The sequence below is a fragment of the Duganella sp. GW821-FHT07F09 genome, from assembly GCF_059418705.1.
Genome location: NZ_JBWKQJ010000001.1, coordinates 535,791 through 557,124, shown reverse-complemented (window position 1 = coordinate 557,124; position 21,334 = coordinate 535,791). Strand labels below are relative to the sequence as shown.

General features: G+C 66.3%; 21 protein-coding genes. 18 read left to right on the top strand and 3 right to left on the bottom strand.

The window, feature by feature from the left end; translation table 11 throughout:
- Positions 1-3 precede the first annotated feature (3 nt).
- Genes AC07P1_RS02575 through AC07P1_RS02500 form a run of 16 tightly spaced genes read left to right on the top strand, consistent with a single transcriptional unit; the run spans position 4 to position 15,483 of the window.
- On the top strand, positions 4-549 hold the full coding sequence (locus AC07P1_RS02575) for a COG4648 family protein (protein WP_494694363.1): 546 nt from the start codon (positions 4-6) through the stop codon (positions 547-549).
- The gene (locus AC07P1_RS02570) at positions 542-2,311 is read left to right on the top strand and encodes an ApeI family dehydratase (RefSeq protein WP_494694362.1); all 1,770 of its coding nucleotides are present in this window, start codon (positions 542-544) and stop codon (positions 2,309-2,311) included. Before AC07P1_RS02575 ends, AC07P1_RS02570 begins: the two co-directional genes overlap by 8 nt.
- On the top strand, positions 2,304-3,062 hold the full coding sequence (locus tag AC07P1_RS02565) for a glycosyltransferase family 2 protein (RefSeq protein ID WP_494694361.1): 759 nt from the start codon (positions 2,304-2,306) through the stop codon (positions 3,060-3,062). The genes AC07P1_RS02570 and AC07P1_RS02565 overlap by 8 nt, the downstream gene beginning before the upstream one ends.
- Positions 3,059-4,000 carry a lysophospholipid acyltransferase family protein gene (locus tag AC07P1_RS02560; protein ID WP_494694360.1) on the top strand — a complete coding sequence of 314 codons (942 nt, stop codon included), beginning with the start codon at positions 3,059-3,061 and terminating at the stop codon, positions 3,998-4,000. The genes AC07P1_RS02565 and AC07P1_RS02560 overlap by 4 nt, the downstream gene beginning before the upstream one ends.
- Positions 3,987-5,552: an HAL/PAL/TAL family ammonia-lyase gene (locus tag AC07P1_RS02555; RefSeq protein WP_494694359.1), complete on the top strand. Its 1,566-nt coding sequence runs from the start codon at positions 3,987-3,989 to the stop codon at positions 5,550-5,552. Before AC07P1_RS02560 ends, AC07P1_RS02555 begins: the two co-directional genes overlap by 14 nt.
- Positions 5,545-5,976, top strand: a complete 432-nt coding sequence (locus AC07P1_RS02550; protein WP_494694358.1) for an acyl-CoA thioesterase — start codon at positions 5,545-5,547, stop codon at positions 5,974-5,976. Before AC07P1_RS02555 ends, AC07P1_RS02550 begins: the two co-directional genes overlap by 8 nt.
- The gene (locus AC07P1_RS02545; protein ID WP_494694357.1) at positions 5,973-6,581 is read left to right on the top strand and encodes an outer membrane lipoprotein carrier protein LolA; all 609 of its coding nucleotides are present in this window, start codon (positions 5,973-5,975) and stop codon (positions 6,579-6,581) included. The genes AC07P1_RS02550 and AC07P1_RS02545 overlap by 4 nt, the downstream gene beginning before the upstream one ends.
- A complete protein-coding gene (locus AC07P1_RS02540) occupies positions 6,578-8,929 on the top strand; it encodes an MMPL family transporter (protein WP_494694356.1) in 2,352 nt (783 codons plus the stop codon). Before AC07P1_RS02545 ends, AC07P1_RS02540 begins: the two co-directional genes overlap by 4 nt.
- Positions 8,922-10,169 carry an NAD(P)/FAD-dependent oxidoreductase gene (locus AC07P1_RS02535; RefSeq protein WP_494694355.1) on the top strand — a complete coding sequence of 416 codons (1,248 nt, stop codon included), beginning with the start codon at positions 8,922-8,924 and terminating at the stop codon, positions 10,167-10,169. The genes AC07P1_RS02540 and AC07P1_RS02535 overlap by 8 nt, the downstream gene beginning before the upstream one ends.
- On the top strand, positions 10,154-10,732 hold the full coding sequence (locus AC07P1_RS02530; protein ID WP_494694354.1) for a DUF3261 domain-containing protein: 579 nt from the start codon (positions 10,154-10,156) through the stop codon (positions 10,730-10,732). The genes AC07P1_RS02535 and AC07P1_RS02530 overlap by 16 nt, the downstream gene beginning before the upstream one ends.
- Positions 10,733-10,769: 37 nt before the next feature.
- Entirely contained in the window at positions 10,770-11,963 is a 1,194-nt protein-coding gene (locus tag AC07P1_RS02525) for a beta-ketoacyl-ACP synthase (RefSeq protein ID WP_494694353.1), read from the top strand.
- A gap of 11 nt (positions 11,964-11,974) precedes the next feature.
- On the top strand, positions 11,975-12,439 hold the full coding sequence (locus AC07P1_RS02520; RefSeq protein WP_494694352.1) for a hotdog family protein: 465 nt from the start codon (positions 11,975-11,977) through the stop codon (positions 12,437-12,439).
- Entirely contained in the window at positions 12,436-13,173 is a 738-nt protein-coding gene (locus tag AC07P1_RS02515) for a 3-ketoacyl-ACP reductase FabG2 (protein ID WP_494694351.1), read from the top strand. The genes AC07P1_RS02520 and AC07P1_RS02515 overlap by 4 nt, the downstream gene beginning before the upstream one ends.
- On the top strand, positions 13,170-14,402 hold the full coding sequence (locus AC07P1_RS02510; protein WP_494694350.1) for a beta-ketoacyl-ACP synthase: 1,233 nt from the start codon (positions 13,170-13,172) through the stop codon (positions 14,400-14,402). Before AC07P1_RS02515 ends, AC07P1_RS02510 begins: the two co-directional genes overlap by 4 nt.
- Before the next feature lie 10 nt (positions 14,403-14,412).
- Entirely contained in the window at positions 14,413-14,859 is a 447-nt protein-coding gene (locus AC07P1_RS02505; protein WP_494694349.1) for an excinuclease ATPase subunit, read from the top strand.
- A gap of 12 nt (positions 14,860-14,871) precedes the next feature.
- Complete coding sequence (locus AC07P1_RS02500) at positions 14,872-15,483, top strand: 4'-phosphopantetheinyl transferase family protein (RefSeq protein ID WP_494694348.1); 612 nt, start codon at positions 14,872-14,874, stop codon at positions 15,481-15,483.
- 138 nt (positions 15,484-15,621) lie between these two features.
- Here AC07P1_RS02500 and AC07P1_RS02495 read toward each other — a convergent pair whose 3' ends face one another.
- A complete protein-coding gene (locus AC07P1_RS02495) occupies positions 15,622-16,461 on the bottom strand; it encodes a polysaccharide deacetylase family protein (RefSeq protein WP_494694347.1) in 840 nt (279 codons plus the stop codon).
- Between the two features lie 138 nt (positions 16,462-16,599).
- On the opposite strand from AC07P1_RS02495, the gene AC07P1_RS02490 reads away from it, so the two are divergent.
- Together AC07P1_RS02490 and AC07P1_RS02485 are read left to right on the top strand one after the other, a co-directional pair.
- Positions 16,600-17,322, top strand: coding sequence for a class I SAM-dependent methyltransferase (locus tag AC07P1_RS02490; protein ID WP_494694346.1), 723 nt, complete (start codon positions 16,600-16,602; stop codon positions 17,320-17,322).
- A gap of 144 nt (positions 17,323-17,466) precedes the next feature.
- The gene (locus AC07P1_RS02485; RefSeq protein ID WP_494694345.1) at positions 17,467-19,374 is read left to right on the top strand and encodes an MFS transporter; all 1,908 of its coding nucleotides are present in this window, start codon (positions 17,467-17,469) and stop codon (positions 19,372-19,374) included.
- Between the two features lie 144 nt (positions 19,375-19,518).
- On the opposite strand, the gene AC07P1_RS02480 is transcribed toward AC07P1_RS02485, so the two are convergent.
- On the bottom strand, positions 19,519-20,481 hold the full coding sequence (locus AC07P1_RS02480; protein WP_494694344.1) for an alpha/beta hydrolase family protein: 963 nt from the start codon (positions 20,479-20,481) through the stop codon (positions 19,519-19,521).
- Positions 20,482-20,525: 44 nt separating this feature from the next.
- The gene (locus AC07P1_RS02475; protein ID WP_494694343.1) at positions 20,526-21,299 is read right to left on the bottom strand and encodes a MerR family transcriptional regulator; all 774 of its coding nucleotides are present in this window, start codon (positions 21,297-21,299) and stop codon (positions 20,526-20,528) included.
- Between the last annotated feature and the right edge of the window lie 35 nt (positions 21,300-21,334).

Here is a 21,334-nt window from a genome sequence, read left to right as displayed (position 1 = left end):
GCGATGCCGATGACTGTATTGACGGCGGCGTTGACGCTGCTGTATCCGTTGGCGATCTGGCTGGGACATGGACAAGTGGAACCGCGCTGGCTGGCCGGCCTGCTGCTGCTGGCGGTGGCCACGCGCCTGCCCGCGCTCAAATTGAGCGGCGTCGCGCGCTGGTCGGTCGCGGGCGGCCTGGTGCTGGTCGCCTGCGCGATCTGGAGCAACCTGCTGCTGCCGTTGAAGCTTTATCCGGTGCTGGTGAGCGCCGCGCTGCTGGCGGGCTTCGCCTGGAGCCTGACCACGCCGATGTCCGCCGTCGAGCGCATGGCGCGTTTGCGCGGCGAGGATTTTCCGCCACCGGCCCAGGCGTATATGCGCTCGGTCACGCAGGTGTGGTGCGTCTTTTTCGTCATCAACGGCTTGATCGCGCTGGCGACCGCGCTATGGGCCTCCGAGGCCGTGTGGTCGCTGTATACGGGCGTGATTTCGTACGCCCTGATGGCGATCCTGTTCGGCGCCGAGTATCTGGTGCGGATGCGTTTCAAGCGGCTGCACCATGTCTGACCGGATCGAGCATTTGTTCGCCGCGATGTGCGCGCGGCCGGCCGCCGGCATCGTCGGCTGGCTGGCGGGCGAGGGCGTCACCAACGAACAGTTCCTGGCGCGCGCGCGGGCCTGGCACGCGCTGCTGCGCGGCCAAGCGGGGCGCGACTACGCGCTGTACCTGGAGGACAGCATTGAATTCGGCGCGGCCCTGCTGGGGGCGTGGCACGCCGGTAAAACCATCTGGCTGAGCGCCGATACGCTGGAGGCCACGTGCGCCTCGCTGCGCGGTTCGGTCGACGGCTTCCTCGGGGAGTTCCCGGCGCAGTTGGCGCCATTGCAGCCATCGCCGCTGGCGGATGGCGATGTGGAAATGGGCGGCGCGCTGGAGGCTGATTTCCCGGCATTGGTGGTATTCACCTCAGGCAGCACAGGCGCCGCGCAGGCGATACCGAAAAAACTGTCGCAAATGGCGAACGAGGTCGAAACGCTCGACCTGCTGTTCGGCGCGGCGGCGGGCGACGCGGCGATCCTGGCGACGGTGTCGCACCAGCACATCTACGGCCTGTTGTTCAAGGTGCTGTGGCCGCTGACGTCCGGCCGCGCCATCCACGCCCTCAGCATCGCCTTTCCGGAGGCGCTGGCGCCGGCGCTGGCGGCCGGTCCGTGCGTGCTGATCGCCAGTCCGGCGCATTTGAAGCGCTTACCGGATCACCTGGACTGGAGCGGTGCCAGGAACATGCTGCGCGGCGTCGTCTCTTCCGGCGGTCCGCTGGCGCCGGAAACCGCGTTCGCGATGGGCGGCCTGCTGGGCAGGGTGCCGGTGGAAGTCTATGGCAGCTCGGAGACCGGCGGCGTGGCCTGGCGCCAGCGCAGCGCCGGCGCCGACGATTCGTGGTTGCCGTTTCCGACGGTGGCATGGCGCCTCGGCGAAGACGACGGACTGGAAGTGCGCTCGCCGCACCTGCCGGACGACGAGTGGCTGGCCCTGGCCGACCGCGCCGAACGGGCCACCCGCGGCGGCGAACAACGCTTCCTGCTGCGCGGGCGCAGCGACCGCATCGTCAAAATAGAGGAAAAGCGCATCTCGCTGAGCGCGATGGAGGCGACGATCACCGGCACCGGTCTGGCCGCCGAGGCGCGCGTCATCCTGTGCGACCCGGCCGCCGGCGAACGCCAGCGGGTCGCCGCTTTCGTCGTGCCGACCTCCGCCGGCCGCGCACTGCTGGCGGCCGGCGGCAAGACCGCGCTGAACGCCCGCTTGCGCACCGCGTTGACGGCGACGGTGGAGCTGGTGGCCTTGCCCCGCCGCTGGCGCTATCTGGATCAGCTGCCGGTCAACGCGCAGGGCAAGACCACGATGGCTGCCTTGCTGGCGTTGCTGGACAATGACGGCGCGGAGGCCGGCCCTGGCGCCGATAATCGCCCGCGCCTGCCGCACGTGCGCGAGCTCGAACGCGCCGGCGATCGCGTGCTGCTGGAGGTGACGGCGCCGTCCAACCTCTATTATTTCGACGGCCACTTCGACGTCGCGCCTATCCTGCCTGGTGTGGTGCAGGTCGACTGGGCGATCCATTACGGCCGCCAGTACTTTACCTTGCCGGCTATCTTCAAGGGCATCAATGCGCTCAAGTTCCAGCAGGTGATACAGCCGTCGCAGCCGGTTCGCCTGGAACTGCTGCATGACGCGGCCAAGGGCAACCTGCAATTCCGCTACGCGTCCGGCGCCGGACAGCACTCCAGCGGCCGCGTGGTGCTGCTGGCGGGGAGTGGCGATGATTGATAAGCCTACTTTCAAGCCGTGCATCGTCGTCCCGGTCTACAACCACGAACACGCCATCGGTGCGGTATTGACCGGCCTGCTGCGCCACGACGTGCCGTGCATGCTCGTCGACGACGGCAGCGGCGCGGCATGCGCCGCCGTGCTGGACGCGCTGGCGTTGGCCAATCCGGACCGCGTGACATTGGTGCGGTTGACGCCTAACCAGGGCAAGGGCGCGGCGGTGCTGAGCGGATTTCGCCGCGCGGCGGAGATGGGCTTCAGCCACGTGCTGCAAATCGACGCCGACGGCCAGCACCGGACCGACGACGTGTCCAAGTTCCTGGCGCAGGCGCGCGCCAACCCGGACGCCATCATCGCCGGCCACCCGGTCTACGACGAATCGGTGCCCAAGGCGCGCCTGTACGGCCGCTACGCCACCCACATTTGGGTCTGGATCAACACGCTGTCGTTCGACATCAAGGATTCGATGTGCGGCTTCCGCGTCTATCCGGTGGCGCCGGTCAACGCGCTGGCGGCGCGCCAGGCCATCGGCGTACGCATGAACTTCGACACCGACATTCTGGTCCGGCTGTTCTGGGACGGCCTGCAAGTCATCAATTTGCCGACCCGCGTGTCCTATCCCGCGGATGGCGTTTCGCATTTCCGCGTCTGGCGCGACAATGTGTTGATCACGTGGATGCATACGGTGCTGTTCTTCGGCATGCTGCCACGCATCCCCAAACTGCTGGCGCGGAAGTGGCGGACACCGTGAGCGCGCGCAGTCTGCACTGGGCCGCGATCAACGAAATCAGTTTTGTCGCCGGCATGCGTTTCCTGTTCTGGATCTGCCGCGTTTTCGGCCGCTGGCCGTTTCGCGTGGTGCTGTATCCGGTGCTGGCGTGGTACGTCCTGACCAAGCCCTTGCCGCGCGGAGCCTCGCGCGATTACCTGCGGCGCATGGAACGTTTCAGCGGCCGCGCGCAGCCCGGCGTAATGCGCCACTTCGCCGCCTTCGGCGAGAGTATCCTGGACAAGATGCTGTTGTGGGGCGGCTTGTTCGATGTCGACAGCGTCGAGCTGCACGGTGGAGAGCTGATCACCGACGCCGTGGCGGAAGGGCGCGGGGGCCTGATGATCTGCGCCCACCTGGGCAACCTGGAGTTGTGCCGCGTGCTGTCGCGCCAACGTCACGACATCAAACTCACGGTGCTGGTGCACACCAAGCACGCGCAAGCCTTCAACGAGATGCTGGGCGCCCTCAATCCCGCCAGCCAGCTCAATCTGATGCAGGTGACGGAAATGTCGCCGGCCACCGCGATGCTGCTGTCCGAGCGCGTGGCGCGGGGCGAGTTCGTCGTCATCGCCGGCGACCGCGTTCCCGTCTCGCACAACCCGCGCGTTGCGGTGGCGGATTTCCTCGGCGCCCCGGCCGCCTTCCCGGTCGGCCCTTATGTATTGGCCAGTATTTTGCAATGCCCGGTGTACCTGCTGTTCTCGATGCGCCGGGGCGCGCGCTCGGACGTTTATTTCGAACGCTTCCGCGAGGCCGTGCGCATCCCGCGCAAGGGACGCGACGCCGCGCTGGCGGCGCTGGCCGGCGACTACGCCAGCCGGCTGCAGCACCACTGCTTGCAGGCGCCGCTGGAATGGTTTAATTTTTACGATTTTTGGCATTTACCCGAATTGGAGCGTTCCGATGTACCCCGCTGACACAGCCCGACTGAATACCGCCGCGCGCACCGTGTGCTTCGATCAGCAGCGCCTGACGATCGAAGACATCGTCGATATCGCGCAAGGACGGGCCGCCGCCGCGCTGTCCGACGATCCCGCTTTCCGCGCCGCCATCGCGCGCGGCGCCGATTTCCTCGAGCGGCTGCTGCGCGAGGACGGCACCATCTACGGCGTCACCACCGGCTACGGCGACTCCTGCACCGTCACCGTGCCGCCGGAACTGGTGGCCGAGCTGCCGCACCACCTGTATACCTATCACGGCGTCGGCCTTGGCGAGTATTTCACGCCGCAGCAGACGCGCGCCATCCTGGCCTCGCGCCTGGCATCGCTGAGCAAGGGCTATTCCGGCGTCAGCGTCGAACTGCTGCTGCAGATCACCCGCCTGCTGGACGCCGGCCTGCTGCCGCTGATCCCGTCCGAAGGCTCGGTCGGCGCCAGCGGCGACCTGACCCCGCTGTCGTACGTGGCGGCGGTGCTGTGCGGCGAGCGCGAGGTGTGGCGCGACGGCGAGCAGGTGCCGGCCGCGCAGGCGCTGCGCGAAGCGGGCATCACGCCGCTGAAACTGCGTCCCAAGGAAGGGTTGGCGATCATGAACGGTACCGCCGTCATGACCGCGCTGGCCTGCATGGCTTACGACCGCGCCGACTATCTGGTCAAGCTGACCACCCGCATCACCGCGATGGCGTCGTTCGCGATGGACGGCAACGCCCACCATTTCGACGAGGTGCTGTTCTCGGTCAAGCCGCACGGCGGCATGCAGCAGGTGGCGGCGTGGCTGCGCACCGACCTGCCGACCGACCAGTGGGAACGCAACGGCAAGCGCCTGCAGGACCGCTACTCGATCCGCTGCGCGCCGCACGTGATCGGCGTGCTGGCCGACGCCATGCCGTTCTTCCGCACCGCGATCGAGAATGAACTCAATAGCGCCAACGACAATCCGCTGATCGACGCCGAGAACGAGCGCGTGCTGCATGGCGGCCACTTCTACGGAGGCCATATCGCCTTCGCCATGGACGGCATGAAGAATGCCGTCGCCAACCTGGCCGACTTGCTGGACCGCCAGATGGCGCTGCTGGTCGACAGCCGCTACAACCACGGGCTGCCGGCCAACCTGTCCGGCGCCACCGGCCCGCGCGCGGCGATCAACCACGGCCTCAAGGCGCTGCAGATCAGCGCCTCGGCGTGGACCGCGGAAGCGCTGAAGCTGACGATGCCGGCGTCGGTGTTCTCGCGCTCGACCGAATGCCACAACCAGGACAAGGTCAGCATGGGGACCATCGCCGCGCGCGACTGCCTGCGGGTGCTGGAATTGACGGAGCAGGTGGTCGCCGCGCTGCTGATCACCGTGCGCCAGGGCGTCTGGCTGCGCTGCCAGGCCAGCCCCGAGCTGCGCCCGCACGCCGCGCTGGCGGCGATGCAGGAGGCGCTGGCCGCCGACATCAAGGCGGTCGAGGAAGACCGCCGCCTGGAACCGGACCTGCGCCTGCTGCTGGAGCGCATCCGCACCAAATCATGGGACCTGTATGCGTAAGGCCAAGGAAAGCCGCTGGTTCGCGGAGGTCGAGATGCAGGTGCAGTTCTTCGACCTGGACCCGATGGAAATCGTCTGGCACGGCCGTTACGTCAAGTACCTGGAAGTCGTGCGCTGCGCTTTGCTGGACAAGATAGACTACAACTACCCGCAGATGAAGGCCTCCGGCTACTCCTGGCCGGTGATCGACATGCAGCTGCGCTACGTCGGTTCGGCCACCTTCGGCCAGAAGCTCAAGCTGCGCGCCGATATCGTCGAATGGGAAAACCGTTTAAAGATCGACTATCTGATCACCGACGCGGATACCGGCAAGCGCCTCAACCGCGCCACCACCACCATGGTCGCCGTCGACATCGCCACCAAGGAAATGTGCTTCGTGTCGCCGCCGGTGCTGTTCGAAAAACTGGGAATCGAGCCTGTATGAATAAAGTGAAAACCGTTTTGCTGGCGGCCGCGCTGGCGATGCTCAATCCCGCGCAGGCCGCCGCGCCGGTCGCGAAGATCCAGGCCATGCTGGCCAAGCCGCCCATCATGTGCGGCCGCTTCGACCAGACCAAGCAGCTGGCCGGCATGAAAAAACCGCTCGCCTCCAATGGCCGCTTCTGCGTCGTCGCCGGCAAGGGCGTGTTGTGGCGCACCTTGCAGCCTTTCCCCAGCACCTTGCGGCTGACGCGCGACGAAATCGTCAACTACCAGGGCGACCGCGTCGCCATGCGGCTGGACGCCAAGACCGAGCCGACGGTCCGCATGATCAACAACGTGTTGTTCTCGCTGCTGTCCGGCGATCTGGGGCAGCTCGAATCGTTGTTCGAAGTCGACGGCACGGTCGACGCCACCAGCTGGAACGTCGCGCTCAAGGCGCGCCAGGCGGCGCTGGAAAAAGCCATCGGCACCATCAAGCTCGATGGCGGCGCCTATGTCAAGAACATCGTCATGAGCGAGGCGGGCGGCGACAAGACCAGCATCGTCTTCTCCGCCATCCAGACCGGCGAGACGGCGATGACCAAGGAAGAGGCGGCGCTGTTTTGACGCGTACCAGAAAACTCGCGCTGCTATGGGCGGTGGTGGTGTGCCTGCTGCTGGGGCATAACGCCTATCTGTGGCTGGTCCAGCGCATCGTGCCCAACACCGACATCATGGCGCTGCTGCCGGTGCAGGAGCGCGACCCGGTGCTGCAGCAGTCGTTTTCGCACATGGTCGACGCTGCGCAGCAGCGTGTCATCGTGCTGGTCGGCGCCGCCGACTGGGAGGACGCCAAGCGCGCGGCCGACGCCTACAATGCCGTGCTGGCGCCGCGCAAGGACTTGTTCGAGGCCACACGGATCGACGACAAAACGCAGGGCGACTGGCTGTCGCTGTTCCAGCGCCATAGCCTGACTTTGCTGACGGCGCAGCAGGAGGCGCAGTTACGCGCGCAGCCGTCGCAGTTCTGGCTAGAGACGGCGTTGAGCAAACTGTATAGCCCTTTCGGCGGACCGAAACTGGGCTCGTGGCAGCAGGACCCGTTCGGCCTGTTCGCCGGCTGGGTGCAGGAGCGGGCGCAGGAGACGCCGGTGCGCCCGCGCGACGGCCATCTGTTCGTCGCCGGCGCGGGGCGCCAATACGCGCTGCTGCCATTGACGCTCAAGGTGCCCGCGCTGTCGATGACCGCGCAGGAGACCGTGCTGCCGCTGCTCGAGCAGGCCGCCGACGCCGCCCGCAAGGCCGCGCCGCAAGTGGAGTTGATCCAGGCGGGCGTGATCCTTCACGCCGCCGAAGCCAGCGCGCAGGCCAGTGGCGAGGTGTCGACCATCGGCATCGGCTCGCTGCTGGGCATCATCCTGCTGATGTGGTTTGCCTTCCATTCGTTCAAGCCGATTTCGCTGATCATGCTGTCGATCGGCATCGGCTTCCTCGGCGCCTTGTCGGTGTGCTGGCTGATGTTCGGCCAGATCCATTTACTGACGCTGGTGTTCGGCGCGAGCCTGATAGGCGTGGCGCAGGATTACGGCATCTACTTCCTGTCCAACCGCTTGTCGGCCGACGAAAAACTCGACTCGCCGGCTTTGTTGAAACGCCTGCTGCCGGGACTTGGACTGACCTTGCTGGCGGCGGTGATCGGCTATATGGGATTGGCGTTGACGCCGTTCCCCGGCTTGCGCCAGATGGCGGTATTCTCGGCGCTCGGCCTGGTCTTCGCCTGGTTGACGGTGGTGTTCTGGTTCCCGGCGCTGATCGGCGGCCGCTCGCTCAAGGCCGGCGCCCTGGTGCGCGTGTACGGCGGCGCGTTGCGGCGCTGGCCTTTGCTGCGCCTGAACCGCGCCACCCTCGGGGCGGCGGTGGTTTTCGTGCTGGCGGCGGGCTACGGCATCAGCCGCCTGGGCGCCAACGATGACATCCGCCTGCTGCAAAATCCACCCAAGCACCTGATCGACGATCAGATCAAGTTGAGCAAGCTGACCGACGCGCCGACGCCGGTGCAGTACTTCCTGGTGCGCGGCGCCTCCGCCGAAGAGGTGCTGCAACGCGAGGAGGCGCTCAAGGCGAAGCTGGACAAGTTGATCGCCGGCGGCGGCTTCAACGGCTATCAGGCAGTGTCGAACTGGGTGCCGTCGGCGCGCACGCAGGCCGAGCGCCGCGCGCTGATCGAACAGAAGCTGTTGGGCGACGACGGCCCGCTGCGAGGATTGGCCGAACAGACGGGCGAGGACGCGCGGTGGATCGCCGCAACCCGCGCCGGATTGCTGGCGGCCGGCACGCCGCTGACGCCCGAGGATTTCCTGAAGTCGCCGGCCAGCGAGCCGTCGCGCCACCTGTGGCTGGGCCAGACCGGCGGCGTCCACGCCAGCATCGTCGCGCTGCGCGGCCTTGGCAGGGCGGCGGTGCCGGAAGTGATGCGGGCGGCCGACGGCTTGCAGGGCGTGCAGTGGGTCGACAAGGTGGCGGAGATTTCCTCGGTGCTGGGACGCTACCGCGAGAACATGAGCTGGGTGGTGCTGGGCGCTTACGCGCTGGTGTTCGCGCTGCTGTTCCCGCGCTATCGCGGCCGCACCTGGCGTGTGCTGGCGCCGACCGCGCTCGCCAGCGTCGCGACCCTGGCGATCCTGGGCTTCGCCTCGCAAAATCTGCAGCTGTTCCATGTGCTGGCCCTGTTGTTGTTGCTGGGCGTGGGCGTCGACTACGGCATCTTCATGCAGGAGCGGCCCGACAATCGCGGCAACGCGGCATGGATGGCGGTCGGAATGTCGGCATCGAGTACGTTTTTGTCGTTCGGGCTACTAGGCTTGAGCAAAACCCCGGCGTTGCAGGCCTTCGGCCTGACCATGCTGCTGGGGATCGCGCTGGCCTGGCTGATCGTTCCCTGTTTTGGCACCATCAAAGAAAGCAAGCATGACTGACGCACTGACTATCGAAACCGTGGAAATTCTGATCGTCGGCGCCGGCCCGGCCGGTTCCGTCGCCGCCGCGCTGCTGCGGCAGCAGGGACGCCAGGTGCTGGTGATCGAGCGCGAGGAATTTCCACGCTTCTCGATCGGCGAAAGCCTGCTGCCGCAAAGTATGGCCTATCTCGAACAGGCGGGCATGCTGCGGGCGGTGGTGGAGGCGGGCTTCCAGTTCAAGAATGGCGCCGCGTTCATGCGTGACGGCCAGTATACCGACTTCGATTTCCGCGACAAACACTCGGAGGGCTGGGGCACCACCTACCAGGTGCAGCGCGCCCACTTCGATCATATCCTGGTGAAGGAGGCGGCGCGCTTCGGCGCCGAAGTGCGCCACCGCCACGAGGTGCTCGACATCGAACTGGGTGTCGATGGCGCGCCGGCGCTGGTGACCGTCAAGAATCCAGACGGCGAACAGTATCAGGTTCGCGCCGGCTTCATTCTGGACGCCAGCGGCTTTGGCCGCATCCTGCCGCGCCTTCTGAAGCTGGAGACGCCGTCCAACTTCCCGGTGCGCGGCGCCATCTTCACGCATGTCGAAGACGGCATACGCGGGGGCTTCGACCGCAACAAGATCCGCGTGACGGTGCATCCGAAACACGACGATGTCTGGTTCTGGACCATTCCGTTCGCCGGCGGCCGCTGCTCGCAGGGCGTGGTGGCCGAGACCAGCTTCCTGGACCGCTACGAAGGCACGCCGACCGAGCGGCTGCAGGCCATCCTGGCGGAGGACCCGTCGCTGAGCGCCTTGCTGGCCGACGCCAAGTGGGACACGCCGGCGCGCCAGATCGTCGGCTATTCGGCCAACGTGGATAAACTGTGGGGGCCCGGCTACGCGCTGCTGGGCAACGCCGGCGAATTCCTCGATCCGGTTTTCTCGTCGGGCGTGACCATCGCCTTCAAGTCGGCCAGCCTGGCCGCCGCGGCGCTGCAGCGCCAGTTCGCCGGCGAGGCGGTCGACTGGCAGGCCGACTTCGGCGCGCCGCTGCGCAAGGGCGTGGACACGTTCCGCGTGTTTGTCGAGTCGTGGTACGCGGGCGGCTTCCAGAAAGTGATTTTCCACCAGAACCAGCAGCCCGAGGTTAAGCGCATGATCTCCGCCATCCTGGCCGGTTACGCCTGGGATCTGAGTAATCCGTACGTCAAGGAGACGCCGCGCAGGCTCGCCGCCCTGGAGGCCCTATGCACGCCGCAATGATCTGGCACGGGATTCGCCAGGGGCGGCATCTGGCGGTGCTGGCCATCTTTGCGTTGATGGCCGGTTGCGCCACCGCGCCCCCGCCGCAGGCGCGCTTGGGCTTGAAGCTGCCGCCGGCCGCGCTGGGGACGTCGATCAGTGTCCAGCAGCATTTGAAGGTGGAGCGGGCTGGCCGCACCGACGATCTGGATGTGGCGTTGCAGGTGGAACCGGACGCGATCGACGTGGTTGGCCTGGCGTTCGGCCAGCGGGTGCTGACCATGCGCTACGACGGCAAGGAACTGACCTCCTGGCGCCACATGATGCTGCCCTCGCAAGTGCGTCCCGAGGACGTGTTGGAGGACATGCAACTGACCCTGTGGCCGGCCGAATCGATCGCCACCGCGCTGCCCGCGGGCTGGCGCATCGCCGAGCAGGGGTTGACGCGCACCTTGTATCTGGAAAATGAGCCTATTATGCGGATTGTCTATAGCGGCACGCCGCGCTGGAGCGGCACCGTGGTGTTGGAGAATCTGCGTTATCACTATAAGCTGACGATAGAGTTCGCGCAGGAAGGCCAATGAGCCCAATGAGCGCAGCCACACTGACCGAGACGGAAGCATGTTGAATTTTTATCTGAACGCTTGCGGTATCATCTGCGCGCTTGGCGACAGCCATGCGCAGGTCAAGGCGCGCCTGTACGCCGGCGAGAGCGGCGTGGCGATGACCGGCGAATGGTCGCCGGGCCGCGAGCTGCCGCTGGGCCGCGTGCGCACGGCGCTGCCGTCGGTCGATCATTTGCCCGCGCGCCAGCGCAGCCGCAACAATGCGCTGGCGCTGGCGGCGCTGGCGCAGATCCGGCCGGCCGTCGAGGCGGCGGTCGCGCGCTACGGCGCCGATCGTGTCGGCGTGGTGATCGGCACCAGCACTTCCGGCATCGGCGAGACCGAGCAGGCGATACGCGACTACTGCGCCGATGGCGTCCTGCCGCCGCACTTCGTCTACGATCCGCAGGAAATGGGTTCGCCCGCCGTCATGCTGGCGCATGAACTGGGTCTGTCCGGCCCCGCCTACGTGCATTCGAGCGCCTGTTCGTCGAGCGCCAAGGCCATGGCCAGCGCGGCGCGCCTGATCAAGATGGGACTATGCGACGCCGTGCTCACCGGTGGCGTCGATTCGCTGTGCACTTTCACGGTGGCCGGCTTCGCATCGCTGGAATCGGTCAGCGACGAACAGTGCAACCCGATGAGCCTCAACCGACATGGCATCAACATCGGCGAAGCCGGCGCGCTGTTCCTGATGAGCGCCGATGCCGGGGAGGCCGGCGCGGTGGCCTTGCTGGGCTGGGGCGAGTCGTCGGACGGCCATCACATGTCGGCGCCCGATCCGGCCGGCGTGGGTGCGCGGCTGGCGATGACGCAGGCGCTGGAGCGCGCCGGCCTTGACGCCGCGCAGATCGATTACGTCAACATGCACGGCACGGCGACGCCGCAAAACGATGCGATGGAGTCGCGCGTGATCGAGTCGCTGTTCGGCCTTGAAGTGCCGGTCAGCTCGACCAAGCCGTTCACCGGCCATACCTTGGGCGCGGCTGCGGCGGTTGAAGCGGCGCTGTGCTGGCTGGCGATGCAGGACGATAATCCGCAGGGCAGGCTGCCGCCGCATCTGTGGGACGGCGCCGCCGATCCCGCCCTGCCGGCGCTCAACCTGGTGCCGCCCGGGGCTGCGCTTGGCCGTCCCTTGCGCCGTGTGCTGAGCAGCTCTTTCGCTTTCGGCGGCTCCAACGCGGCGCTGGTGCTGGGGAGGACGGCATGATGGCGGACGCGATGCCTGATGTCGCTACGCTGGTGCCGCATTCCGGCCAGATGGTGCTGCTCGAACGCGTGGTCAGCGCCGACGAGGACAATCTGTGCGCGGAGGTGCGCATCCACGGCGGCAGCGTGCTGGCGACCGAACAAGGCGTGGGCTCGTGGGTCGGCATCGAATATATGGCGCAGGCGATCGCCGCGCACGCGGGCTGGCTGGCGCGGAAACGCGGCGACGCGGTCAAGGTGGGATTCCTGCTTGGCTCGCGCAAGTACGAGACCAGCGTGCCGTATTTTGCGCCGGGCAGCGTGCTGCTGGTGCACGTGCACCGCGTGCTGCAGGCGGAAAACGGCCTGGGCGCCTTCGATTGCCGGATCGTGTCGGCCGATGCCGATGCCAACGCGGCCAGCCTGGCCACGGCGACGGTGACTGTTTTCCAGCCCGATAATGTCAATCAATTTCTCAAAGATGGAAACGTAGCATGAATCAGAACAAGTCCATGAGCGTGCTGGTGACGGGATCTTCCCGCGGCATCGGCAAGGCGATCGCGCTGCGCCTCGCGCGCGACGGTTACGACGTGGTGCTCCATTGCCGCAGCCAGCGCGCCGAAGCCGACGCGGTGGCGCGGGAGATCGAAGCGATGGGCCGCGCCGCGCGCGTGCTGCAGTTCGATATCGGCGACCGCGCCGCCACCGCCGCCGCGCTGGAGGCGGACATCGAACAACACGGCTGCTACTACGGCGTGGTGTGCAACGCCGGCGTGGCCCGCGACAACGCCTTCCCGGCGATGTCCGGCGAGGACTGGGACATCGTGTTGCAGACGAACCTGGATGGCTTTTACAACGTCCTCAATCCGCTGGTGATGCCGCTGGTGCAGCGGCGCAAACCGGGCCGCATCGTCACCCTGGCATCGGTGTCGGGCCTGATCGGCAATCGCGGCCAGGTCAATTACAGCGCGGCCAAGGCGGGCATCATCGGCGCGACCAAGGCGCTGGCGCTGGAACTGGCCAAGCGCGCCATCACCGTCAACTGCGTGGCGCCCGGCCTGATCGAGACCGACATGATAGGCGACGTGCCGATGGACGAGGCGCTCAAGCTGATACCGGCGCGCCGCGTCGGCAAGCCGGAGGAGGTGGCGGCCGCCGTCAGCTTCCTGATCGGCGAGGAGGCGGGCTACATCACGCGCCAGGTCATCTCCGTCAACGGCGGGTTGGCATGAGCCGCCGCGTCGCCGTCACCGGCATGGCCGGCATCAGCCCGATCGGCAACGACTGGGCCGCCGTTCGCCAGCGCCTGGGCGAGTTCCGCAACGCCGTCGTGCACATGGACGACTGGTCCGATTACGAGGGCCTGAACACGCGCCTGGGCGCGCCGGCCGCGCCGTTCGAACTGACCGAACGCTATAACCGCAAGGCCGTCCGCAGCATGGGCCGCGTGGCGCTGATGGCGACGCGCGCCACCGAGCTGGCGCTGGCCGACGCCGGCCTGCTCGATCATCCGCTGCTCAAGGGCGGCGACCTGGGTGTGTCGTTCGGTTCGTCGGCCGGCACGCCGAGCGCCATCGGCGACTTTGGCCGCATGATGGAGGAGCGCACCACCAAGGGCATCAACGCCACCACCTACATCAAGATGATGTCGCACACGGCGCCGGTCAACATCGGCGTCTTCTTCGGCATCACCGGACGCGTGATCACCACGTCCAGCGCCTGCACATCCGGCAGCCAGGGCATAGGCTACGCCTACGAGGCCATCCGCGCCGGCAAGCAGCTGGCGATGGTGGCCGGCGGCGCCGAGGAACTGTGCGCGACCGAGGCGGCGGTGTTCGACACGCTGTTCGCCACCAGCACCCGCAACGACGCCGGCCATACGACACCGCGTCCGTTCGACGCCGGCCGCGACGGCCTGGTGATCGGCGAGGGCGCCGGCTGCCTGATACTCGAGGATATGGATCATGCGCTGGCGCGTGGCGCGGCGATCCACGCGGAGCTGGTGGGCTTCGGCACCAACAGCGACGGCTGCCACGTCACGCAGCCGAATGCGGCCACGATGCAAAAGGCGATGCAGCTGGCGTTAAGCGACGCCGGCCTGCAGCCGTCGGACATCGGCTACATCAACGCCCACGGCACCGGCACGCAACAGGGCGACATCGCCGAATCGCAGGCGACGCTGGCGGTGTTCGGCGACAAGACGCCGATCAGCTCACTGAAAAGCTATATGGGCCATACACTGGGCGCGTGCGGCGCGCTGGAGGCGTGGATCAGCATCGAGATGATGCGCGAGGGCTGGTTCGCGCCGACCATCAACCTTGAACAAGTGGACGGCGAATGCGCGCGGCTGGACTACATCGCCGGCGAAGGCCGCGCGCTGCAATGCGAGTACGTGATGTCGAATAACTTCGCCTTCGGCGGCATCAATACTTCTCTGATTTTTAAACGTTACGTTAAATAGGAAGACGACAATGAAAAAAACCATCGTTACCGCGGCCATGCTGGCTGTTTCGCTGACCGCCTCGTTCTCCGCTTCGGCCGAAGACAAGATGATCAAGTTCCCGATCGCCGGAGCAATGGCCGCCAATGACGCGCAGCAGCGCCTGGGCGACTCGGTGAAGTTCTATTTCGCCGACCAGCAGACGCCCAAGGTGGCGAGCAAGATCACCTCCGACAAGACCAGCCAGCGCACCAACGGCTTCGGCAAGTCCGCCGAAAAAGCCTGCAACTGGGTGTTCCTGTCCGCCATGCTGGCCTTGCAGAAGCGCGCCACTGAAGTCGGCGCGGACGCGGTGGTCAACATCGTCAGCAATTTCAAGGACCAGGAATTCGCCAGCCAGACCGAGTACGAGTGCGCGGACGGCGCCATCATGGCCGGCGTCGCGCTCAAGGGCGATTTCGTCAAGCTGGCCAAGTGACAGCCGGCGGCCATGACTGAGGCGACGCTGTGGATGGTGGATGCGGACGCGGTGGCGGACGCCGATCTGCTGCGTTTCCGCGAATGGCTGTCGGCGGGCGAGCTGGCGCGCTATCAGCGCTTTGTCCGCGCGCAGCGGCTGCGCCAGTTCGTGGTGGGCCGCGTGTTGCTGCGCAAGGCGCTGGGCCGCTTGCTGAACGTCGAGGCGCGGGAAATCCAGCTGGAGGAGCAGGTCGGCAAGGCGCCGTTGCTGGTGTCGCCGGCTGTCAAGGGTTCCACACCGGGATTTAGCATCGCGCACAGCGGCCGCTGGGTCGCCTGCGCGGTGAGCGCGCAGACCGCCCTCGGACTGGATATCGAGATGCGCGACGCCGGGCGCGACCTGGCCGCGCTGGCCGCGCAGGCATTCGACGCGCGCGAGATGGCGCGTTGGGAGGGATTGCCGGAGGCGCGGCGCGTCGACGGGTTTTACCGGATGTGGAGCGAGAAGGAAGCGCGTTTCAAGCTGGGTGGGGGCGCCGGCGGGCATTATGTCGCCGTGCCGCATGACGAGCTGTCGGTGGTGATATGTAGCGAGGTGCCGCTGGACGACGCGCCCAGGATGGAAGTCGTCAACCTGGCCTGAAACGGTTATTTTGATCTGAAACACGTAGGGCGGATTAGCGCAGCGTAATCGGCCATGCATGCGCCGTCGGCGGCTCATCGATGGCCGATTACGGCGTTCCGCCTAATCCGCCCTACGTGTTTCAGATTGATTTTGGCATCACTGCCACAGCCAGTTCCACAGCCCCGGCAGCTGCGGCTTGGCGTTCGGGTTGCTGACGGTGCTGGCCAGCGCGGCGCGTTCCAGTTCGTCGCGGTCGTCGTAGAACGGTTTGGCCGCGAGCGGCACGTCGAGTTCACGCGCGACGTCGATCAGGATGTCGAGGTATTCCTGGATGTGGCGCGAGGTGTAGGTGTTCACGTCGTGGAAGGTGACGACGACCGGCGTGCTGCCGTCCACCACCGGCATGGCGCCCGCCGCCCAGCGCTTGCGCGTCTCGCCCAGGTGCTTCAGCATGTTCGAACGTTTGTGCCAGCTGAAGTTGATGCCGTAGATTTTGCCGTCGTTGGCATTGAGGTCTGTCAGCAGCATGCGCATGCCGTGCTGGCGGTACGACTCCAGCGTCTCGGCGTCGTAGGCCCAGAAAGGCGGGCGCACCAGCTTGGGCGCGACGCCGGTGATGCCTGTCAGGTCGTCGACGCCTTTTCGCATCGATTCGTCCAGCGTCTGTTTGCTCATGAAGCGGTGGTTCGAATGGAACAGCGTGGCGGTGTGCAGCGCGACGATGTGGCCATCGTCGTGTTCGCGCTTGATCAGCGCGCGGCCGACCTCCGTGCCGCCGCCGTGCCAGGCGCGGGTCTGGGTGAAGAACACGGCCTTGATGTTGTCCTGCAGCGGATTGCGGGCCAGCGTCTCGAGGATATGCACGGTGGGGTTGTCGCTGTCGGCGGCGGCGGGTCCGTCGTCGAAGGTGAGCAGGAAACGCACAGGAGCCGGCACCGGCGCGGGCAAGACTGCGGACGTGTCCTGGCCCACGGCGGTGGCGCTCAATAGTAGCAATGACAATGTTGCAAGCAGCAGGCGGGGACGAAGGACTAACACGGGGCTTAACGAACGACGAGGGATGGATATTGTACGTGAATTCACGTTGTCGCCGCGCACCCGTAATTTTATTAAACCAACGTAGATGAAGATCTTATGAGCGCCAATTTCGATGTAATGCAGCCGTCCGGCGATCCCCATGTGCCGGAGACGGCGTTCGGCAAATGGTTCCTGCGCACCGAGACCTGGACCGTCCATGTGCTGGAGCGCGCGCTGGCGGACCTGGAACGCATGATGCCGGCCGAGCGGCGCGGCTACGACGTGGTGGCCGACGTGGGCTGCGGCTTTGGCCGCTCCCTGGGCAAGCTGCACCAGCGCTTCGCGCCCAAGCGCTTGATCGGCATGGACATCGATCCCGAGATGCTGCAGGAATCGGCCAAGGAGATGGCGGCGCTGAACATCACGGCCGACTTCATTTGCTGTTCCAGCTCGAACATCAAGCTGGAAGATAACTCCGTCGACCTGCTGTTCTGCCATCAGACCTTTCACCACCTGATCGATCAGGAGCGCGCGATCCAGGAGTTCTTCCGCGTGCTCAAGCCGGGCGGAGTGCTGTTGTTCGCCGAATCGACCAAGCGCTATATCCACTCGTGGATCATCCGCCTGCTGTTCCGCCATCCGATGGATGTGCAGAAGACGGCGCCCGAGTATCTGGCGATGGTGCGCGCGGCCGGCTTCTCGGTGCCGGATGGTTCGGTGTCGTATCCCTTCCTGTGGTGGAGCCGCGAGGATCTGGGCATTCTGGAGACCGCGCTGCGCATCAAGCCGAAGGCCGTGCGCGAGGAGACGTTGATCAATCTGGTGGGCGTCAAACCGTAGCATTTCGCAAGCCGCGGCCGGGTGCGCCGGCTGTTTGATCTGGCTCACCACCGGCTTCCACATCAGCATGCCGGCGCGGGCCGGCATGCGGTTATAATCCGCTCAATCTTTCCGGAATTTCCAGATAGCAAGGATTTGCACGATATGAGCCAGCCCAATCAGTTCTCCCTGTTGACGCAACGCCGCTTCGCGCCGTTCTTCTGGACCCAGTTCCTCGGCGCGTTCAACGACAATCTCTTCAAGACCGCGCTGATTGTCATCATCACCTTCGACGCGCTCAGTTGGACCACGCTGTCGCCGTCCCTGGTCACCAACCTGATCCCCGGGCTGTTCATCCTGCCGTTCGTGGTGTTTTCCGCCACCGCCGGCCAGTTGGCCGACAAATTCGACAAGGCCGGCCTGACGCGCTTCATCAAGTGGCTGGAACTGGCCATCATGCTGGTGGCGGGCGTGGGCTGGATGACGCACACCCTGTGGCTGCTGGTGCTGGGCGTGGTCGGCATGGGCGTCCATTCGACCTTGTTCGGCCCCGTCAAATATGCGTATCTGCCGCAGCAGCTCAAGCCGGAGGAACTCATCGGCGGCAACGGCGTGACCGAGATGGGCACCTTCGTCGGCATCCTGTTGGGCGAGATCCTCGGCGCCATCCTGGTGGTGCAGCAGCCGCACGGCATCCTGCTGGAGGCGGGTGGCACCATCTTCTTCGCGGTCCTCGGGCTGATCGCCGCCTACCGCATTCCCAGCTCGCCGGCGCCGGCGCCCGACCTGAAGATCAACTGGAACTTTGTCAGCGAATCGATCCGCAATATCAATTTCTCGCGCAAGAACCGCACCGTGTTCCTGTCCATGCTGGGCAACTCGTGGTTCTGGTTCTACGGCGCGCTGGTGCTGTCGCAGTTCCCGGTGTTCGCCAAGGATTACCTGCACGGCGACCATAGCGCCTTCGTGCTGCTGCTGACGGTGTTCTCGCTGGGCGTGGGCAGCGGCTCGCTGCTGTGCGAGCGCCTGTCCGGACGCAAGGTGGAAATCGGCCTGGTGCCGTTCGGCGCCATCGGCCTGACGATCTTCGGCGTGGACCTGTATTTCGCCAGCCTGGCCTACGGCAGCGGCGTGGCCGCGCTGACGGCCGGCCCGCACCTGGACGCGATCGCGCTGCTGGCGCAGCACGGCATGTGGCGCATCCTGTTCGACATCCTGATGATCGGCCTGTTCGGCGGCCTGTTCATCGTGCCGCTGTTCGCGCTGATCCAGACCCGCTGCGACCCGGAACACATTTCGCGCACCATCGCCGGCATGAACATCCTCAACGCGCTGTTCATGGTGGCGGCGGCCGGCCTGGCCATCGTGCTGCTGGGGCAGGGCTTCACGATCCCGCAGTTGTTCCTGGTGACGGCGCTGCTCAACGCGCTGGTGGCGATCTACATCTTCTCGCTGGTGCCGGAGTTCCTGATGCGCTTCCTGGCCTGGCTGCTGATCCACACCGTGCACCGCGTGCGCACCATCGACGCCGAGCGCATTCCCGCCGAGGGGGCCGCGGTGCTGGTGTGTAACCACGTCAGCTATGTCGATGCCATCGTTATCGGCGCGGCCAGTCCGAGGCCGATCCGCTTCGTCATGGATCATCGTATTTTCAAGCTGCCGCTGTTGGGATGGATCTTCCGCACGGCGCGCGCGATTCCGATCGCGCCGGCCAAGGAGGACCCGTGGCTGATGGAGAAGGCCTACATCGATATCGCGCAGGCGCTGCACGAGGGGGATCTGGTGTGTATCTTCCCGGAGGGGCGGTTGACGCATGACGGGGAGATCAACCAGTTCAAGGGCGGTATCGCGAAGATCATCGAGCGTTCGAAGGTGCCGGTGATTCCGATGGCGCTGCGCGGGCTGTGGGGGCACCTGCTCAGCCGCAATGGGGAGAATGTGTTCCAGCGGGCCTTCCGCAACGGGCTGCGTTCGCGCTTGGCGCTGGCGGTGGGGCTGCCGGTGCCGCCGCATGATGTCACGCCCGAGGGCTTGCAGAAGCAGGTGCTCGATTTGCGCGGGGACTGGAAGTAGGGAGGAGGCCACGCGCGGACCTGGCGCGAGGAGTCGCGGCCCGGGACTGCCGATGTGGCGCGGAGACACGTCGGGCGGATTAGCGCGCAGCGCGTAATCCGCCAGGCTTCGTCGGCGGCTCCAAGATTGGCGGATTACGCTTCGCTAATCCGCCCTACGTGGATCTGTGGCTAGCCGCTTCGACCAGCTTGCGATGGCGTCGGCTACCGCCGTGTCGCTTTCGGTTTCCAACATCATCGATTGCATCGGCGGCAGGCCCGCCGGTGTCGTCTTGTAGAAGTGGTTCAGCGTGGGGAAGAGCGCCACCTGTGTCGGTAGCCCGCCGCGTCCCGCGCGCAGCAAGTCCGCATGCTCCGGCGGCACCGACGCGTCCCGCCCTCCTTGAACGATCAACACCGGCTGTCGAACCTTCGCCAGCGCCGCCACAGGGTCGACCTGGTCGGCGCTGCGCAGATAGGCGTGTCCCATCGCCGGCATCGTCGCCAGTATCGCCGTTCGCGGATCGCGCGCCGCCTCGGGAGGCAGTGGCTTGCCGGCGCGGATCGCCGCCACCGTGCGGTCGAACAGCGTCATGTCCGGCGTCATCGCCGCGACCTGCGCCCGCATGACGGCGAAGATCGGCAGCGCCGGGCCGGACAAACCGACCACGCCATCGATCATCCGCCGGTCCGCGCCGCCGGCCAGCAGCGACGCCACCACCGCGCCCTCGCTATGGCCGGCGACGATGACGGGCCGCGCGCCGACGCTCCCGCGCAGCAGCGCCAAACCGGCGCTGGCGACCGTCACCCGCGTCAGGAAATCCACATGCGAAGCTGCGCGCATGGCATCGATCGTCTGCGATCCGGTGCCGGGGCCTATCTTGGCCATCCGCAGCACGGCGAAGCCGCGCGCGCTCAAATGCCTCGCCAGATCCGCATACGCATGCGGGCGCATATTCATCGTTGGATAGTTTCCGTCGACGTCGCTGAACAGCGAGCCGGGCACGATCAACACCGCGCCCGCGGCATCGCCGTCGGACGGGCTGAATCGGCATGCGATCTTGACGCCGGCGACGGTGACGGAAACGTCTTGTTCTTTCGTCGCGGCGTTCGCGCTGTGGCTCGACATGGTCATTGCTCCTATCAGTGGAAGTGCCAGGAAGTCCCGGCGTTTCACGCTTGCTCCGCGCCGAGCGCCCGTTGCGCATAAACGGCCATCGCCTCGGCCAGGAAAGGCGCCAGCCGGGGATGAAGCGCGTCGTACATGACACGGAATTCGGCATGGTCGATGTAGAGCGCGCCCAGCGCCGCGTAGGCGTCCGCGTCCGGTCGCCAGGACCGGCTCACCCAGCGATAGTGGCGCGCGGTCTCCGCCTGGGCCTGGTCAGAGTCGGGTGGGAGTCCGCGCCCGATCAGCGTCACGAAGCTGGCGTGGATGGCGTCGATTTCCGCCTTGAAGTCGATCATGCCGGCGGGGGAGAGCGCCGCGTGGGCGTCGCGCGATTGCCGGATCGCGTCGGTGGCGGGATCGCCGTAACGGTCCGTCAGCTCGGCCTCCCACGCCGCCTGTCTTTCCGGCGAGACGCCGTCGAACAGGCGCTGCGGGTTCAAGGGTTTGCCGGCGTCGATCAATGCCAGTGTGCGGTCGATGGTCCTGGCCAGGTCGCGGCGGCGCTCGATCTCCGCCTCCACCCGCCGGCGCAGCTCGACCAGCGCGGCGCGGGTGTTGAAGGCCGGATCGTCGAGCATGCGGCGGATCTCGGCCAGCGCGATGCCCAGTTCGCGGTAGAACAGGATGCGCTGCAGGCGCAGCAGCTCCTCCAGGCCGTAGTAGCGATAGCCGTTGGGCCCGATCTCCGGCTTCAGCAGTCCGATCTCGTCGTAATGATGTAATGCCCGCACGCTGATGCCGGATGCCTTGGCGACCTGTTTGACTGTCTGTTTCATCTGCTCCTCCCTCCATGACACCCCGATTGTGCGGG